Annotated in this window: 13 protein-coding genes, 1 tRNA gene and 1 pseudogene; 5 read left to right on the top strand and 10 right to left on the bottom strand. The window is 71.4% G+C overall.

Annotated features, from left to right (window positions below; genetic code table 11):
- Window positions 1–32: 32 nt before the first annotated feature.
- The 3 genes from STRBO_RS0100215 to STRBO_RS0100205 are packed head-to-tail and all read right to left on the bottom strand — an operon-like array spanning window position 33 to window position 3210.
- A complete protein-coding gene (locus STRBO_RS0100215; RefSeq protein ID WP_237547721.1) occupies window positions 33–908 on the bottom strand; it encodes a TrmH family RNA methyltransferase in 876 nt (291 codons plus the stop codon).
- The gene (locus STRBO_RS0100210) at window positions 905–2149 is read right to left on the bottom strand and encodes an HTTM domain-containing protein (RefSeq protein ID WP_005483049.1); all 1245 of its coding nucleotides are present in this window, start codon (window positions 2147–2149) and stop codon (window positions 905–907) included. The genes STRBO_RS0100215 and STRBO_RS0100210 overlap by 4 nt, the downstream gene beginning before the upstream one ends.
- Window positions 2150–2196: 47 nt before the next feature.
- The gene (locus STRBO_RS0100205) at window positions 2197–3210 is read right to left on the bottom strand and encodes a DUF5819 family protein (protein ID WP_005483048.1); all 1014 of its coding nucleotides are present in this window, start codon (window positions 3208–3210) and stop codon (window positions 2197–2199) included.
- 314 nt (window positions 3211–3524) lie between these two features.
- On the opposite strand from STRBO_RS0100205, the gene STRBO_RS0100200 reads away from it, so the two are divergent.
- A complete protein-coding gene (locus STRBO_RS0100200) occupies window positions 3525–4721 on the top strand; it encodes an acyl-CoA dehydrogenase family protein (RefSeq protein ID WP_005483047.1) in 1197 nt (398 codons plus the stop codon).
- Between the two features lie 115 nt (window positions 4722–4836).
- Here STRBO_RS0100200 and STRBO_RS0100195 read toward each other — a convergent pair whose 3' ends face one another.
- From STRBO_RS0100195 to STRBO_RS0100180, 4 genes are all read right to left on the bottom strand, one after another.
- A complete protein-coding gene (locus STRBO_RS0100195) occupies window positions 4837–5166 on the bottom strand; it encodes a rhodanese-like domain-containing protein (protein ID WP_005483045.1) in 330 nt (109 codons plus the stop codon).
- Window positions 5167–5214: 48 nt separating this feature from the next.
- Window positions 5215–6153, bottom strand: a complete 939-nt coding sequence (locus STRBO_RS0100190) for a J domain-containing protein (RefSeq protein ID WP_005483044.1) — start codon at window positions 6151–6153, stop codon at window positions 5215–5217.
- A 145-nt stretch (window positions 6154–6298) separates the two neighbouring features.
- On the bottom strand, window positions 6299–7780 hold the full coding sequence (locus STRBO_RS0100185) for a DUF2252 domain-containing protein (protein WP_020113585.1): 1482 nt from the start codon (window positions 7778–7780) through the stop codon (window positions 6299–6301).
- A gap of 203 nt (window positions 7781–7983) precedes the next feature.
- Window positions 7984–8364, bottom strand: coding sequence for a winged helix-turn-helix transcriptional regulator (locus STRBO_RS0100180; protein WP_005483042.1), 381 nt, complete (start codon window positions 8362–8364; stop codon window positions 7984–7986).
- Window positions 8365–8467: 103 nt separating this feature from the next.
- Here STRBO_RS0100180 and STRBO_RS0100175 point away from each other — a divergent pair, with 103 nt between their 5' ends.
- Window positions 8468–9121, top strand: a complete 654-nt coding sequence (locus tag STRBO_RS0100175; protein WP_020113584.1) for an FMN-dependent NADH-azoreductase — start codon at window positions 8468–8470, stop codon at window positions 9119–9121.
- Between the two features lie 18 nt (window positions 9122–9139).
- On the opposite strand, the pseudogene STRBO_RS45805 reads toward STRBO_RS0100175, so the two are convergent.
- From STRBO_RS45805 to STRBO_RS0100160, 3 genes and pseudogenes are all read right to left on the bottom strand, one after another.
- Window positions 9140–9460: pseudogene (locus STRBO_RS45805) on the bottom strand (beta-L-arabinofuranosidase domain-containing protein); the annotation flags it as partial.
- Window positions 9461–9696: 236 nt separating this feature from the next.
- The gene (locus tag STRBO_RS45800) at window positions 9697–9942 is read right to left on the bottom strand and encodes a hypothetical protein (RefSeq protein ID WP_005483040.1); all 246 of its coding nucleotides are present in this window, start codon (window positions 9940–9942) and stop codon (window positions 9697–9699) included.
- 406 nt (window positions 9943–10348) lie between these two features.
- Window positions 10349–10432, bottom strand: a tRNA-Leu gene (locus STRBO_RS0100160).
- Between the two features lie 484 nt (window positions 10433–10916).
- Here STRBO_RS0100160 and STRBO_RS0100155 point away from each other — a divergent pair.
- From STRBO_RS0100155 to STRBO_RS0100145, 3 genes are all read left to right on the top strand, one after another.
- Entirely contained in the window at window positions 10917–11762 is an 846-nt protein-coding gene (locus tag STRBO_RS0100155) for an FHA domain-containing protein (RefSeq protein WP_005483038.1), read from the top strand.
- 10 nt (window positions 11763–11772) lie between these two features.
- On the top strand, window positions 11773–12300 hold the full coding sequence (locus STRBO_RS0100150; protein ID WP_005483036.1) for an FHA domain-containing protein FhaB/FipA: 528 nt from the start codon (window positions 11773–11775) through the stop codon (window positions 12298–12300).
- 128 nt (window positions 12301–12428) lie between these two features.
- A complete protein-coding gene (locus STRBO_RS0100145) occupies window positions 12429–13958 on the top strand; it encodes a Stp1/IreP family PP2C-type Ser/Thr phosphatase (RefSeq protein WP_202500224.1) in 1530 nt (509 codons plus the stop codon).
- Window positions 13959–13962 lie beyond the last annotated feature (4 nt).

Genomic DNA, 13962 nt, shown 5'->3' with positions numbered 1-13962 from the left:
CGCGCTCTGCGCGTTCCCTCGGCTCGGTTTCCTCAGCCCGTCCCTCGGAAGGAACCCGCGCTCCAGTGGTACAGCGTCATCGCCACGCTCGTCGCCAGGTTGTAGCTGGAGACCTGGGGGCGCATCGGGAGGGACAGCAGGTGGTCGGCGCGGGCACGCAGGTCGGTCGACAGGCCGCTGCGCTCGGAGCCGAACGCGAGGACGGCGTCGTCCGGGAGCTTCAGTCCCCGGATGTCGTCGCCCTCCGGGTCGAGCGCGAAGAGCGGGCCGGGAGGCAGATCGGCCACCTCCAGGCGCTCGACGGCCGTGGCGAAGTGCAGACCCGCCCCGCCGCGCACGACCGTGGGGTGCCAGGGGTCCAGGGTGCCCGTGGTGACCACGCCGGTCGCCCCGAACCCGGCGGCCAGCCGGATCACGGCACCCGCGTTGCCCAGGTTGCGCGGGTTGTCGAGGACGACCACGGGGGCGGCGCGCGGGAGACCGGCGAGAGCCGCCAGATGGGCCGCGCGCGGGGGACGTACGGCCAGGGCGGCGACGGCGGTGGGGTGCGGGCGCGGCACGAGGGCCCGGTACGTCTCCTCCGGGACTTCCTGGAGGAGGTCCTCGAGCCGGTCCCGTACGTCCGGGGCCAGGTCGTCGGCGAGGGCGAGGGCCGCCGTGCGGTCGGCGGTGACGGCCACCGGCACCTGCGCGCCGAAGCGCACGGCGTGCTTCAGAGCGTGGAAACCGTCGAGCAGGACGGAGGCGGCGGCGAGGCGGTGCCATGCCCCCACGGGACCGACCGCCGACGGCCGGGCGGCCTCCGCGGCCGCCCGTCCGGCCTCGGCATCTCCCGCCGGGCCGGCCACGGGTCGCGCCGCCGGTTCGCCCGCTGGTCCGCCCGCTGGTCCGCTCACCGGATCGTTCATGCCCTGAAGCCTACGTGCGCCTGCTCGGCCGCCTCCGCCTCGTCGGGGACCGGTGGCCGGCGCGGGCCCGGGATCGTGAGGGCGCGCCCCGGCAGGACGCGACGCACGACGCGCTCACGCGCGCGTGCCACCAGTGCGCCGAGGCGCTTCAGGAAGGACGTGGGCAGGAAGACGGCGTCGGCGGCGATCATCGCGAGCGAGAAGAAGGGCAGCCCCAGCACTACGGCGATCACGGCGTGCTCGGTCATCATCACCGCCAGCAGGACGTTCTTGACGCGCCGGTTGAACAGCGTGAACGGGAAGGCGACCTGCACGATCACCGTCCCGTACGTCACCAGCATCACCATCGTGCCGCTGGACGAGAGCAGGTCGGAGAGCGAGGCCCAGGGCGAGAAGTAGTCCAGGTGGAACGGGTAGTAGGCCGCCGTCCCGTCCTGCCAGCGCCCACCCTGGATCTTGTACCAGCCCGCCGCCGCGTAGATCAGACAGGCTTCGGCCATGATCACGACGAGAGCGGCGTTGTGCGTGAGGTTGCCGACGATGTCGAGCAGCGCGCGCGGCTTGGTGTCCGACGCGACGCGCCCGGCGGCCCACCACAGGGCGTGCACCACCCAGAGGCCCCAGAAGAACGTCAGCCAGCCGCCCAGCAGACCGCCGGGGATCAGACCGCCGAACGTCGCCAGCAGCAGCGCGAACCCGAGCACGCACCACAGCGCGGGACCGACCCGGTCCTCCGGTGCCCCGCCGTCCAGCTCCAGGCGCTCGCGTCCACGCCGTGCGCGCCGCGCGTCCAGCGACCAGACCTGGGCGCAGCGGACGAAGACGAGGTAGATCGCCATGAGGTGGAGGACGTTGTCGCCGCCGTCGCCCATGAAGACGCTGCGGTTCTGCAGCGAGAGCACACCCATCATGAAGAGCACGCTCATGGCGCGGGTGCGCCAGCCGAGCAGCAGCAGGAAGGTGGACAGTACGGCGACGGCGTAGACGATCTCGAACCACACCATGCTGTCGGACCACATCAGCACCGTGAACGCGTCGTTGCTCGCGGTCAGCTGCTGGGCCAGCTCCCAGCTCCAGGGCCCGTCGGGGCCGTAGAGCTCGCGTCGGTGCGGGAACTCGCGCAGCAGGAACAGCAGCCATGTCGCGGAGAAGCCGATGCGGACGATCGCGCTCTGGTACGGGCCCAGCGCGCGATCCGTCACGCGGGTGATCCCGTTGCCTATCGCGGCGGTCAGACGCACGAGGGGGCTCCCTCGGCGGACCGGGTCGGTCGCAGTCACGGAGCCGCTCATTCGGCGCTCGCCTCCGTCCGGCCGGTGGCGGACCGGCCGGCCCTGCCCGCGTCGGCGGCGGCGTCCGTCCGGTCGTCGTCGGTCACCTGCCACCAGGGCAGCTCACGGACGACTGGCTTGTCGGACACCTTTTCCTCGCTCCACTCGGGCGCCGGCACGTTGGTGGTACGGGACCGGAGCTGGATCCGCTCGATCACACCGCCCGGCTCGCCGGCCCGCTCGCGGTCCAGGCGCATCACCACGATCCGGCGCACATAGCGCTCGGACAGCTCGCCGCGCGAGGTGGTGGCGCGATGGTCGTTGTCGTGCGTGGCGACGTAGAAGTCCCAGGCCCGGCGCAGTTCGTTCTGCTGGGTGTGACTCGGCACCGGGTTCCTGTCGATCGCGGCGCCGTCCAGCGCGGACAGGTCGTACCAGCCGGTCTCGCGTGTCTCACCGTCGGCGGTGCGGACCTCGGCGCGCGCCTGCACGGCGATGTTCTGCTGCAACGGGTTCGGCGCGAACAGTTTCCAGTTCTGCTCGAACTCCGGATACACCCACTCGTCCACCGCACGACCGTGCTGCTTCGTCAGCGTGTTCGAGGGCGCGATATGGAGAAACACCAGCCCGAGGTGGACGCAGGTCACCACCGCCACGACCGCGAGCACCAGCGCCACGGCGATCTGGTACGGCAGGGTGAGCGCGGCCATACCGGAGGCCTCCGGGCCCGGGGATGGGTCCGGAGCGGTGACCGGCGTCGAGGCCGTGTCGGGGTCTGCCGTCGAGGGTGTGACGGGGTCCGGAGCCGACGGCGAGGCGGGGGCCGGGGCCGAGGGTGTGACGGGGTCCGGAGCCGACGGCGAGGCGGCCTCCTGGGCCGGGGACGAGGCGGCCTCCTGGGCCGGGGACGAGGCGGGGTCCGGGGTCTGCCGGGACGGCTGCACCCGCGGGTCCGCCTCGCTCGCGGAGTCGGAGCCCTCGGGCTCGTCCGGCCCCCGCCGGGCGTTCGAGACCTCGTCGTTCGCGTCCATTCCGCCCCGCTCCCCGATTCCTACGGACCCGGTCCGCTTCCCCACCGGAACTTACTCAGCCGTATCCGTCCGGCACAGCCCCGATGGTCACAGCAGTCACATCGTCACACCGCTCGCACGGCGCCTTTGAGGTTATCCACAGCGGGGGACACCTTACGGCGCGGTGTGGTCCGCCTCTCCCCGAAAGCCGCTTCGGCCGCTCAGCCGCCCGCCTCGCCCGTCGCGCGACCGACGGCCGGCTCCGCACCATTCCCCTCTTCTAGAACCTGTTCTATCTTGACGCCCTGTCATCGGCGACACGGAAGGGCGGAACCGTGGACTTCACCTTCACCGAGGAGCAGCAGGCGGCGGCCGAGGCGGCGCGGGCGGTCTTCGCCGGGGTGGCACCGGACGGCGTCCCGAGCCCGTCGCTCGTGCCGGGGGCCGTGGCCGACGACTTCGACCGGCCCCTGTGGGCGAAGCTCGCGGGCGCGGATCTCCTCAGCCTGTTGCTGGACCCGGCGTACGGCGGTTCGGGGCTCGACCCCATCGCGCTGTGCCTGGTGCTGCGCGAGTCGGCCAAGGTGCTGGCCAGGGGACCGCTGCTGGAGACCAGTGCCGCCGCCGTGGCCGTCCAGGCGCACGGGAGCGAGGAGCTGAAGGAGGATCTACTCGCCCGCGTCGGCCGGGGCGAGATCGTCCTCACCGTCGCCGCGCACGGCCGCACCGGCCACGACCCCGCCGAACTCGCCGTGACCGCGCGGCGGGACAGCGACGGCGGCTGGGTCCTGGACGGCGTGCAGACGGCGGTGCCCTGGGCGCACCACGCGGACTTCGTCGTCGTACCCGCCACGGTCGCGCCGGAGTCCGTCGTCCCCGGCTTCTCGCCCGACGGGACCGGACAGGACACGGCCGCCGTCGACGGACGGGCCATGCTCGCCCTCGTTCCACGCGTCCACCCAGGCGTGACGCTCGCCGAGCAGATCTCCACCAGCGGTGAACGCCTCGCGGAGCTGCGGCTGGAGTCGGCACGGATCGCCGCGCGGGACGTCATCGACGCGGAGGGGGCGTGGGAGCGGCTGCGGGAGCTGCTGGCCACCGGCACCTGCGCGCTGGCGCTCGGTCTGGGTGAGGCCGTACTCGACATGACCAGCGAATACGCCGGAAAGCGCGAACAGTTCGGGTTCCCGATCGCCTCGTTCCAGGCCGTCGCCGTCCAGGCCGCCGACCGCTTCATCGACCTGCGTGCGATGGAGGCGACGCTGTGGCAGGCCGCCTGGCGGATCACTTCCGGGGCGGGGGGTGCGCTGCCCGCCGCCGGAGACGTCTCGGTGGCCAAGATCTGGGCCTCGGAGGGCGTACGACGGGTCGTGCAGACCGCACAGCATCTGCACGGGGGTTTCGGCGCGGACGTCGACTACCCCCTGCACCGCTATCACGCCTGGGCCAAGCACCTGGAACTGTCGCTCGGCCCCGCGGCGGCCCACGAAGAGGCACTGGGTGACCTTCTGGCTGCCCACCCCCTGGGCTGAGGGCCGCGCACACCACACCCTGGGGCGCGCGTACGTCCTGTCTGCGCGCCCCACGCGCCCACGGTCCGGCACCTGCCCCCAGGGAGACGTCCCCCAGGTGTTCCCCCAGTCCTCCCTAGAGAACGAACCCGGCCCCGCCCTTGTCGTCCACCACCGGGCGGCCGGCTGCCGCCCACATCTGCATGCCGCCGTCCACGTTCACGGCGTCGATGCCCTGCTGGACGAGATACATGGTGACCTGCGCCGAACGACCGCCCGAACGACAGATCACATGAATCCTGCCGTCCTGCGGAGCCGCCTCGGTCACCTCGCCGTAGCGCGACACGAACTCACTGATGGGAACGTGCAGCGCCCCTTCGGCGTGACCCGCCTGCCACTCGTCGTCCTCCCGGACGTCCAGCAGGAAGTCGTCGTCCTTGAGGTCTCCGACCTCGACCGTGGGCACACCAGATCCGGATTGCATGCGCACGACGCTACCCGACCCGACCCCCGGCTAATCGTCCCGGCCGAGCAGCTCCGCCAGCTCGGTCTCCCGCTGTTCGACCTCCGCCAGCAACTGGTCGGCGATCTCTTCGAGGAGCCGGTCGGGGTCCTCCGGGGCGAGACGGAGCATCGACCCGATGGCACCCTCCTCCAGCTCCTTGGCCACGAGGGCGAGCAACTCCTTGCGCTGGGCGAGCCATTCGAGCCGGGCGTACAGCTCCTCGGCCCGGCTCGGCCTGCGCTCCTGCTCCACGGGCCCGGCCGCCCACTCCGCGGACAGCTCCCGCAGCAGGACCTCGTCGCCCCGAGCGTACGCCGCGTTCACACGGGCGATGAACTCGTCCCGCCGCACCCGCTCCTTGTCGTCCTGGGCCAGGTCGGGGTGGGCCTTGCGGACCAGTTCCCGGTAGAGCCGGCGAGCCTCGTCGCTCGGCCGCACCCGCTCCGGCGACCGTACGGGCTGATCGGTGAGCATGGCCGCGGCCTCGGGGAACAGGCCCTCCGAGTCCATCCAGCCGTGGAACAGCTCCTCCACGCCCGGCATGGGCATGACCCGGGCCCGCGCCTCCTGGGCCTTGCGCACATCCTCGGGGTCACCGGTGCGCGCGGCCTTCGCCTCGGCGATCCGGGCGTCCAGCTCGTCGAGCCGCGCGTACACGGGGCCGAGCTTCTGGTGGTGCAACCGGGAGAAGTTCTCCACCTCGACCCGGAAGGTCTCGACGGCGATCTCGTACTCGATCAGCGCCTGCTCGGCCGCCCGCACGGCTCGCTCCAGCCGCTCCTCGGGCCGCCCCGAGCCGCCCTCGGCGGAGGCCCCACTCCCGGCGGACGCCGTGCCCTCGGCGCCCTCGGTCGGTGCCGCGCCTTCGACGGGCTCGGTGCCCTCATCGGGCCGCCCGGGCTCGGTGGGGCGCTCGGACGGTGTCTGCTCGGCTTCCGGGGTCGTCACCCGACCCAGCCTAGGCCACGGCTGCGACCCCCGGCGAAAGCCGCCGAGGACGACGAACGGAGCGATGAGGCCCGCGCCACCCAGCCGCCCGGCCGGCCACGCTCGGCCCGCTCGGTACCCCCGGGCACCCTCCACCGGCCCTCGCTCAGACCCCCACCTCCGCCGCGACGCGTCCCGCCCGCACCGCCGTCACCAGGTCCGCGTGATCCGCCTCGGTACGGTCCGCGTAGGTCACGGCGAACGTGGCCGTCGCCTCGTCCAGTTCGTCGTTCTTGCCGCAGTAGCCGGCGATGAGGCGCGGGTCGGCGCTGTGAGCGTGGGCGCGGGCGAGGAGAGCACCGGTCATGCGGCCGTAGTCGTCGATCTGGTCGGCGGCCAGGGCCGCGGGGTCGACGCTGCCCTTGCGGTTGCGGAACTGACGTACCTGGAAGGGGAGTCCGTCGACCGAGGTCCAGCCGAGCAGCATGTCGCTGACGACCTGCATGCGCTTCTGGCCGAGCACCACCCGGCGGCCCTCGTGGTCCACCTCCGGCACCTCGAAGCCGGCTGTCGCGAGGTGCGGTTCCAGCGCCGAGGGGCGGGCCTCCTTCACCTGGAGGACGAGCGGCTCCCCGCGGTGGTCCAGGAGCAGGACGACGTACGAGCGGGTGCCCACGCTGCCGGTGCCGACCACGCGGAACGCCACATCGTGCACGGCGTACCGGGCGAGCAGCGGGTGGCGGTCCTCCGTCAGCGTGGTCAGGTACTGCTCCAGGGAGGTGGCCACGGCGGCCGCCTCCGCGTCCCCCACGCGGCGCAGCACCGGCGGGGCGTCCACGAAGTGGCGGCCGCCGCCCTCCACGGCGCGGGTCGCCTTGGCCGCGAAGCGCCCGCTGGTGTTGGCACGCGCCTTCTCCGAGACCCGCTCCAGTGTGCCGAGCAGGTCGTGGGCGTCGGTGTGGGAGACCAGTTCCTCGTCCGCGATGGCGTTCCAGGCGTCGAGCGCCGAGAGCTTGGCGAGAAGGCGCATCGTGCGCCGGTAGGCACCCGTCACGTCGTAGGCCGCCTTGCGGCAGACGTCCTCGTCGGCACCCGCCTCGCGGCCGGCGAGCACCAGGGAGGCGGCGAGGCGCTTGAGGTCCCACTCCCAGGGGCCGTGCACGGTCTCGTCGAAGTCGTTGAGGTCCATGACCAGTCCGCCGCGGGCGTCCCCGTACAGGCCGAAGTTGGCCGCGTGGGCGTCGCCGCAGAGCTGGGCGCCGATGCCGGTCATCGGCGTACGGGCGAGGTCGTGGGCCATGAGGCCCGCCGAGCCGCGCAGGAACGCGAAGGGGGTGGCCGCCATCCTGCCGACCCTTATCGGGGTGAGGCCGGCGATCCGGCCGCGGTTGGACTCCTCGACCGCGGACACCGCGTCCGGCCGGTCGGTGGTGAGCGTCAGGTCCGCGTGCGCGCTGCGGGGCACCCTCGTGCGCAGCGCCTTTCCCTCGTCCTTGGGCGACCCCGCCGACGGCCACCGGGCGAACCCGCGCACCTCCGGCACCCGCGCGGCGGCCGACGGCGACACCGCCGCCTCCACCCCGGCCACCCGCGACTGCGCCGACTCCGCGTCGGCCACCGGCCCTGCCGTCGTACCGGCCTCGGTCATCACGACCGCCTCCCCCGTACACGTCCACGCACGAACATCAACTCGTGCTGACGTTACAGCCGGTGGCCGAAACGCGTCAGACCCTGTGGAAAACTCCGTGTCGCACCCGCCCGCACCTGCGAAAACCCCGGTCGTCCACCCACTGCCGAGCCGACCCGCGAAGCACTGGACACCTCTTGGCCGGCCGCGCCAGGGCGCCCGCGCTAGGCCGGCCGCGCCGCCCCCGGACACGGCCCGCTCTGCGGGAGATGGCTCTCGGACCAGTCCTTGAGTTCCCGCAGCGCCGGTCCCAGCGCCGCACCCGCCTCGGTCAGCCGGTAGGTGACGCGCAACGGCGGTCCGTCGTCGACCTCGCGCACCACCAGTCCGGCCGCGCCGAGTTCGGTGAGCCGGTCGGAGAGCATGCGCTCGCTGATGCCGGGAATCGCCCTGCGCAGATCGACGAAATGTGCGGGATGCGGCATCAGGACGGCCACGATCAGACCGGTCCACCGCTTGCCGAGCAGGGCGAACACACGCGTGATGCCTTCGTCGACCCGCTGACACGGCCCGGCGCCATGGATGCCCTGCTGCTGCTCCGCCATGAGAACAAGAGTACTGGCTTGAAGTACGGGGATGAAAAAAAGTAAGTGACTGTGTTATTCATAGTCGAGTACGAAAACAAAGCCACTTCCCTTGGAGCTCTCCATGGCTACGCTGCTGCACCTGGACTCGTCCGTGTTTCCCGCCGGCGCCTCGTCATCGCGCGCGGTGACGGAGGCCTTCCGCAAGGCCTGGGAGGACCAGCATCCGGACGGCACGGTCGTCTACCGCGACCTGCACGCCGATCCCGTGCCGCACATCAGCGCCGCCGCGCACTCCGCCGGCTTCACCGACCCGGCCACGCGCACCCCCGAGCAGGCCGCGGCCTTCGCCGAGCGCGAGAAGCTCATCGTGGAGTTGGAGCAGGCGGACGCGATCCTGATCGGCGCCCCCATGTACAACTTCTCGATCCCGTCCACCCTCAAGGCGTGGCTGGACAACGTCGTCCTCATCGGCCGCACCGCCCTGAGCGAGGACTCGAAGACGAAGGGCACCCCGGTCACCGTCGTCGCCAGCCGCGGCGGTTCCTACGCTCCGGGCACGCCCCGCGAGCCCCTGGAGTACGTGCAGAACTACCTGACGGCACTCCTGTCCGAAACGCTCGGGCTGGAGGTCGACTTCATCGTCCCGGAGCTGACGATGGCCGCGCACAACCCCGCGATGAGCGAGCTGGTCCCCCTCGCGGAGGCTTCCCGGGCCAAGGCCTTCGAGGACGCGGCCGCCAAGGCCAAGACCCTGGCCGCCCGCCTCGCCGCGTAGCCGCGCGGGAGGCGGAACGCGGCTGGGCAGTCCGGCCGACACCCAGGAGGTGACGGCCGACCGCACCCGCGCCACCAGGGCGTCCCTGTCGGCGAACGGCGCCCCGGCCCAAATCTCGTCCAGCAGGGTCGTGCCGTCGGATTTCGCCGGGTTGGCGACGCCCGAGTCGGTCCTGCCGAGGACCACCTTCGGTTCGGCACGCTTCATATAGGCGTGGGTCAGGTCCTCGCTCCCTTCGTGGAAGGGAGCGAACGCGGTGCCGTCCAGCGTGTAGTGCAGCGGCTGCCCGTCCACCGGGGCGAGGGAGGGCAGCAGATCGCCGGAGAGCCCGGACTTACGGTTCGCCAGAGCGCCGAGAGCCGCAGGTGTGAGCGACATCGAGGTGTTCCGCGCCACGGCCCTGCCTTTGACGTAGAGCGTGCCGGTGCCGCCGCCGATCGTCACCACGAGATGACTCACGCTGTCCGGCAGGTCGACGAACTGGTAGGAGCCCCGGACGTTCTCGTGCGCGGTGCCGAACCTCTCGGCCCCGGCAAGCATGCGCGGGTCGGCACGCAGCACCTCGCGCACCTCGATCAGGGCGTCGAGCATGTAGCGGATCTTGTCGGAGTGGGCCGTGCGCCCTCCCAGCCGCCGGGGGCGACCGCGCCCTTGGCGGAGAGTCCCGCGTTCGCCCGGAAGACCTGCAACAGACGGTCGACGTCGTAGCCACGCCCGTGGTCGAGCATCAGTTGACGCTTGTCGGCGAACAGGCCCCGGCCGAGCGTCACGTCCCTCAGCGCGAACGGCCGCACCGACCACGTGGAGAGCGGCGGTGCCATGTACGCCTCGTCTCTGGCAGGTGGGGGAGAAGCGAGAAGCCCGTTCGAAAATGCGAACGTTGAGCGAATTGTCGCGCTGACCGGTTTCGCGGAACCAACACCGAGAGAGAGCGACCGATGCACCACGCGGCACCGTTTCACGTGAAACATCGCAGGTATGCCCATCTGCAACGTCTACGACGATTCTCGTGACGCTGACCCGAACACCACCCGCGACCGCGCACGCCAAGCTCGGCACGCCCCCGTGCCGTTCCGCACCACCGGAAGCCGAAAGCCCTTACCGAAGCCCCCTGAGAGACTCCTCACACTTCACAGCCACACAATCGCGCATCCAGCCCTGCCGAGCGGTTGGCGAGCGCACAAAAAGAAGCGGCCCCATCGTGATTACGATGGGGCCGCTTCGCTGTGCGCGAGGGGGGAGTTGAACCCCCACGCCCTTGCGGGCACTGGAACCTGAATCCAGCGCGTCTGCCTATTCCGCCACCCGCGCATTGGGTGTGCCCTCAGGCCCCGTTCCTTGCGGTCTCGGCGCCTTCCGACATCGAGAAGATTAGCACGCTGGGGACGGTGGCTTCACATCCCTTCCGCACGGCCGGCCCCGCTGCGGCGACGTGACAGGGCCGACCGGCACGGACCGAACGCACGGCCCCTCCGGCCGCGTATCAACGAGTGCTGGTTCACGTATCAACCTCGTACCGGTCCCGGCCATCTCCACAGGAGAGGGACGGGGCGCACAGTCCGGTGCGGGACACTGGTCTCGCACCGCCTCTACGATCCTTGGCAGAGTTCGGACGAGGTAGTTCGAAGAGGAGCTCCGGTGGGAATCCGGCAGGGGACTCCAGTGGGCGCCGATACCGGGTGACACCGGTCGACCGGGCCGACCGGGGGAACCAGCCGATTTCCCGGCGCGTGGATACGATCAGTAAGCAGTACCGACACGGTACGCAGAGCGGTGACGACGGAGGAGGTGCCCCATGGGAGTCCTGAAGAAGTTCGAGCAACGTCTCGAAGGTCTGGTCAACGGCACCTTCGCCAAGGTGTTCAAGTCCGAGGTCCAGCCCGTGGAGATCGCGGGAGCACTCCAGCGGGAGTGCGACAACAACGCGACCATCTGGAACCGCGACCGCACGGTCGTCCCCAACGACTTCATCGTGGAACTGAGCACGCCCGACTTCGAGCGCCTCAGCCCCTACTCCGGCCAGCTCGGCGACGAGCTCGCCGGCATGGTGCGCGACTACGCCAAGCAGCAGCGCTACACCTTCATGGGCCCCATCAAGGTCCATCTGGAGAAGGCCGACGACCTGGACACCGGTCTGTACCGGGTGCGCAGCCGTACGCTCGCCGGATCCACGGACCAGCAGGCGCCCTCCGGCGCCCCGGCGAGCCCCGCCGCCGGCCGCCCCGGCGGCTACGGCTACCCGCCCACCGCGGCACCCGCGGGCGCCCCGCCCATGCCGGCCGCGCCGCCGCCCGGCGGTGGCCGCCCCGGCGTCGCCCCGCTCGGCCAGCGGCCGCCCGGCGCTCCGGCGGCCGGCGGCCGCATGCGCTACTGGATCGAGATCAACGGCACCCGCCATCAGATCTCCCGCCCGACGCTGGTGCTGGGACGCAGCACCGAAGCCGACGTGCGGATCGACGACCCCGGCGTCTCCCGCCGGCACTGCGAGATCCGGACCGGAACGCCCTCGACGATCCAGGATCTCGGATCCACCAACGGCATCGTGGTGGACGGGCAGCACACCACCCGCGCTACGCTCCGCGACGGCTCGCGGATCGTCGTGGGCAGCAGCACCATCATTTACCGGCAAGCCGAAGGGTGAAGCGGGGGCAATGTCAGAGCTGACCCTCACGGTCATGCGGCTGGGTTTCCTGGCCGTACTGTGGCTGTTCGTGATCGTGGCCGTGCAGGTCATCCGCAGCGACCTGTTCGGTACGCGCGTCACCCAGCGGGGGTCGCGCCGAGAGAGCGCGCGGCCGGCTGCGGCCGCCCGCCAGGCCGCCCCACCGCAGCAGCGCGGCCAGCAGCCCGCGCCCGCAACAGGCGGCGGCCGCCGCGGGCGTAACGCCCCGACCAAACTCGTCGTCAGCGAGGGCACGCTGACAGGCACCACCGTGGCGCTGCAGGGCCAGACCATCACGCTGGGCCGCGCGCACGACTCCACGATCGTGCTGGACGACGACTACGCCTCCAGCAGGCACGCCCGGATCTACCCGGACCGCGACGGCCAGTGGATCGTCGAGGACCTGGGGTCCACCAACGGCACGTATCTCGACCGGAACCGACTGACGACTCCCACGCCGATTCCGCTCGGCGCGCCGATCCGCATCGGCAAGACCGTCATCGAGCTGCGGAAGTAGTGCTACATCATGAATAGGCGCGAGCGGAGCGAGCACGCAGCGGAGTCCCCCACCAGGGGCCCCGGCGCGCTCCCGACCGGAGGGTGGGCACCGTGCGGATGTACCCGGAGCCGACGGGCGAGGTGCGCATGAGTCTGTCACTGCGCTTCGCCGCCGGATCGCACAAAGGCATGATCCGCGAGGGCAACGAGGACTCGGGCTACGCCGGTCCCCGGCTGCTCGCGATCGCCGACGGCATGGGCGGCCAGGCGGCCGGCGAGGTGGCCTCCTCGGAGGTGATCTCCACCCTCGTCACGCTCGACGACGACGTCCCCGGCTCCGACATCCTCACCTCGCTCGGCACCGCCGTACAGCGCGCCAACGACCAGCTGCGCTCCATGGTCGAGGAGGACCCCCAGCTGGAGGGCATGGGCACCACGCTCACCGCCCTGCTGTGGACCGGCCAGCGACTCGGCCTCGTGCACGTCGGCGACTCCCGCGCGTACCTCCTCAGGGACGGCGTCCTCACCCAGATCACCCAGGACCACACCTGGGTGCAGCGTCTGGTCGACGAGGGCCGTATCACCGAGGAGGAGGCCACCACCCACCCGCAGCGCTCCCTGCTGATGCGCGCGCTGGGCAGCGGCGACCACGTCGAGCCGGACCTCTCCATCCGTGAGGTGCGGGCCGGCGACCGGTACCTGATCTGCTCCGACGGACTGTCCGGCGTCGTGTCCCACCAGACGATGGAGGACACCCTCGCCAGCTATCAGGGCCCGCAGGAGACCGTGCAGGAGCTGATCCAGCTCGCGCTGCGCGGCGGCGGCCCGGACAACATCACGGTGATCATCGCCGATGTCCTCGACCTCGACACCGGGGACACTCTCGCCGGGCAGCTCTCCGACACCCCGGTCGTGGTCGGCGCGGTCGCCGAGAACCAGCTTCACCTGCAGGACAACGGCATCATGCAGACCCCGGCCGGCCGTGCTTCGGGCCTTGGCCGTCAGGGGCACGGGCAGGGTGGCGGCGAGTTCGGCCCGCCCGGCTCCGGCGACGCCACCGGGTACATGCCGGCCGCGGGCAGCTTCGACGACTACTCGGACGACGACTTCGTGAAGCCGCGCAAGAAGCGCAGGTGGCTGAAGAGATCCTTCTTCGGCGTCCTCGCCCTCGCCGTGGTCGGCGGGGGTCTGTACGGCGGTTACCGCTGGACCCAGACGCAGTACTACGTCGGCGCCAACGACGACCATGTGGCGCTGTACCGGGGCATCAGCCAGGACCTGGCGTGGATCTCGCTCTCGAAGGTGCAGAAGGACCACCCCGAGATCGAACTCAAGTACCTCCCGCCCTACCAGCAGAAGCTGGTCGAGGCCACGATCGCCGAGGGCGGTCTGAGCAACGCCGAGAAGAAGATCACGGAGCTGTCCACCCAGGCGTCGGCGTGCAAGAAGAACGCCGAGCGCCGCGAGGCGGCGGACAGCAACGCCAAGACCGGCGCGGGCGAGGCCGGCGGAGTCACGGGAACCACGAAGACCTCCCTCACGTCCAAGGCCACACCGTCCCCGACGTCGAAACCGTCGACGTCCCCCACCCCGACCCAGACCGCACCCACACCGTCGACCGGCCCCAGCCTCTCGGAGGAGGAGCAGGAACTGGTCTCACGGTGCGGTGAGCAGTAGGCAA

The organism is Streptomyces bottropensis ATCC 25435 (assembly GCF_000383595.1).
GTDB classification, from domain to species: Bacteria; Actinomycetota; Actinomycetes; order Streptomycetales; family Streptomycetaceae; genus Streptomyces; species Streptomyces bottropensis.
This window is presented reverse-complemented; position numbering and strand designations above follow the sequence as displayed.

What these genes read in the sequence shown, in the direction of transcription:
- STRBO_RS0100215 (WP_237547721.1), bottom strand. Translation starts at nt 908, where the DNA reads ATGAACGATCCGGTGAGCGGACCAGCGGGCGGACCAGCGGGCGAACCG.
- STRBO_RS0100205 (WP_005483048.1), bottom strand. Translation starts at nt 3,210, where the DNA reads ATGGACGCGAACGACGAGGTCTCGAACGCCCGGCGGGGGCCGGACGAG.
- STRBO_RS0100185 (WP_020113585.1), bottom strand. Translation starts at nt 7,780, where the DNA reads ATGACCGAGGCCGGTACGACGGCAGGGCCGGTGGCCGACGCGGAGTCG.
- STRBO_RS0100180 (WP_005483042.1), bottom strand. Translation starts at nt 8,364, where the DNA reads ATGGCGGAGCAGCAGCAGGGCATCCATGGCGCCGGGCCGTGTCAGCGG.
- STRBO_RS0100175 (WP_020113584.1), top strand. Translation starts at nt 8,468, where the DNA reads ATGGCTACGCTGCTGCACCTGGACTCGTCCGTGTTTCCCGCCGGCGCC.
- STRBO_RS45800 (WP_005483040.1), bottom strand. Translation starts at nt 9,942, where the DNA reads ATGGCACCGCCGCTCTCCACGTGGTCGGTGCGGCCGTTCGCGCTGAGG.
- STRBO_RS0100155 (WP_005483038.1), top strand. Translation starts at nt 10,917, where the DNA reads ATGGGAGTCCTGAAGAAGTTCGAGCAACGTCTCGAAGGTCTGGTCAAC.
- STRBO_RS0100150 (WP_005483036.1), top strand. Translation starts at nt 11,773, where the DNA reads ATGTCAGAGCTGACCCTCACGGTCATGCGGCTGGGTTTCCTGGCCGTA.
- STRBO_RS0100145 (WP_202500224.1), top strand. Translation starts at nt 12,429, where the DNA reads ATGAGTCTGTCACTGCGCTTCGCCGCCGGATCGCACAAAGGCATGATC.